At 34.6% G+C, this 2109-nt stretch carries 1 protein-coding gene and 1 pseudogene; one reads left to right on the forward strand and one right to left on the reverse strand.

The annotated features are described in order from the left end of the window. Positions 1–508, reverse strand: a 508-nt coding sequence (locus PVV69_RS09695) for an Arm DNA-binding domain-containing protein (protein ID WP_273757335.1), incomplete at its 3' end; no start/stop codon positions are given. A 157-nt stretch (positions 509–665) separates the two neighbouring features. Between PVV69_RS09695 and PVV69_RS09700 the strand changes: the two are divergent. Next, positions 666–944, forward strand: a pseudogene (locus PVV69_RS09700) (hypothetical protein); the annotation flags it as partial. Positions 945–2109 lie beyond the last annotated feature (1165 nt).

Consider the following 2109-nt stretch of genomic DNA (forward strand, 5'->3'; position numbering starts at 1 on the left):
GACGTATCAATGCTGTCCGAGCAGCTCCAGCTTTTGTATGCCAGATAGGAGCAAGAACATTGCGTATCTCTGTTTGTGTAATCTCTGAAACGGGCAGACAACCTAATTTAGGGAGAATATGAAGGCGCAAAGGTGTAAACCAGATTCCATCTTTCCCATCCCCTTTTAATTCAGCTTTACGGTTTTCAAAAGTATCCAAAGCAATATCTTTTAAATAATGGAGATTGCTTATTGCTTCACGCTTTTGTTTTTCACGTTCTTTAATGGGGTCACGCCCCTCACGTAAAACAGCACGCCATTGCATTGCATATTCACGGGCTTGTTTTAAAGAGACATCTCTTAAGGCACCCAAACCCATTTCACGACGGCGCCCGTGAATGGTATAGCGATAAATCCATTGAGCACCACCATCTTTACGCTTATGGAGTAACAAGCCGGCACCATCATTATATTTGCCAGCCCCCAATGTTGCGACAGACCTTGCATTAAGACGGTTCATAAGAGCCATTTTTAGTCCTTTCTTATACAAATTTGATCCACACACTCATCCCACTTGTGATGTGCAAGTGAATGGTTTTGATTGATTCAAGATAAACAGATTTGAAATGAGAGAATCTTACGTTATTCGAGACTCTCATTCAATATACAAAACAGTGAATTATCATTATAAATCAATGCCTTGTAAAGTTGATTACAGTACCAAGGCACAAGTGAAAGCGTGGATATATGGTGGTGATTTGCCAAGGAGCGTATTGAGTTATGAAGCGTTGATAGACGAGGTGAATGAGAAGATCAAACAACGTTCAAAAGAGCCGTTGATTTGTGAGATTAGAGATGATGGTGAGATAGGTTATCCACAAGCTTATGATGATGATTATATAGATCGTGAGCTAGAAAAAGCGCTTGATATTCAATTAGGTAATTATCAAAATGAAAAAAAGTGAAAAAAATTTAAAATACGTATTGACATTAAGGAAAGGTTCGTTTAGAAAGGTTGACAAGTGCTAAAAACACTTGTGATAAGCGGATAAACCACGATAAGGTTTTTCCCATCTTCAAAATACTGACTTTCTTTTATGCTATCATTGGCATATAACGGTTATGTCGGGTGTAGCTATGCCATACAATACCCTTCGCGAGGGAAAAGCATAGCGGCGGACTTATCACCGTGTTTTTAGCACCCGGCGCCACATATGACATAAAAATATAAATAAATCAATATGTTATTTAAATAATTTTATATGAACCCCCATCAGAATCCATCCTTTTATGCATGATTCATTTGACCATTTTTTATATAAGATTGCCATGTATGAATAGAGCATAAAAAGCAAATCATGATGTGAATATTATAATGCATGTAAACGTTCAAATGAAATGAAAAGCAGCTATCATTCATAACAGTTCATAAATTTTATGATACGTTTTTATTACTCAAAAATCGCATTGTTTTAAAATTTAATCGTTTGAAATTTTCAATAACATACTTAAAGAGCACAGCTTGTTTTAAAGATTGGTTTGTTAATCGCATAAAAAGAAAAAATTAGCGTTCGCCAAAATTGGCGAGCGCAAAATCTAAACACGTTATAGTATCCTATAAGAGAGTAATCGTTTGAAACTTTTATAAGCTTATAGGTTTTAATTCATTAAAGGTGCATAAAGGATTTCAATATCGCTTTTAAAGCGCTTACTAAAAATTTAGAAAATGATAGGCAGTCATTATACAAACATATCATCACAACAGTTATGAAATTCAAAACGTTATATCTTATGATGCGAAAATCTTTTAATGAATATGGTTTATAGTGAGTTTTAAATGATGGAACTCTCTTCGCTTCCACAAAAAAATGGAGGCGAATAATGCCGTAGAAGTAGAATACTATATATACCTTAGACATGGTAACAATAAACGTTTTAAAGACTATAGTTTAAAAATACGAAACCAAATGGGGTCAATTCAAATTTGGAGGCACCTATTGAAACAAAGATAAGCAAGCAAAATTCAAAACCATTGTAATGTCATAAGACATGAGATTTTTCTAAATTTTGAGTCAAAAGTTACCCTGTTTAAAGAATGCTCTCTTTTAAAGATAACGAGCTCGAATTTGA

The sequence above is a fragment of the Bartonella sp. MM73XJBT genome, from assembly GCF_028618465.1.
Classification (GTDB): domain Bacteria; phylum Pseudomonadota; class Alphaproteobacteria; order Rhizobiales; family Rhizobiaceae; genus Bartonella.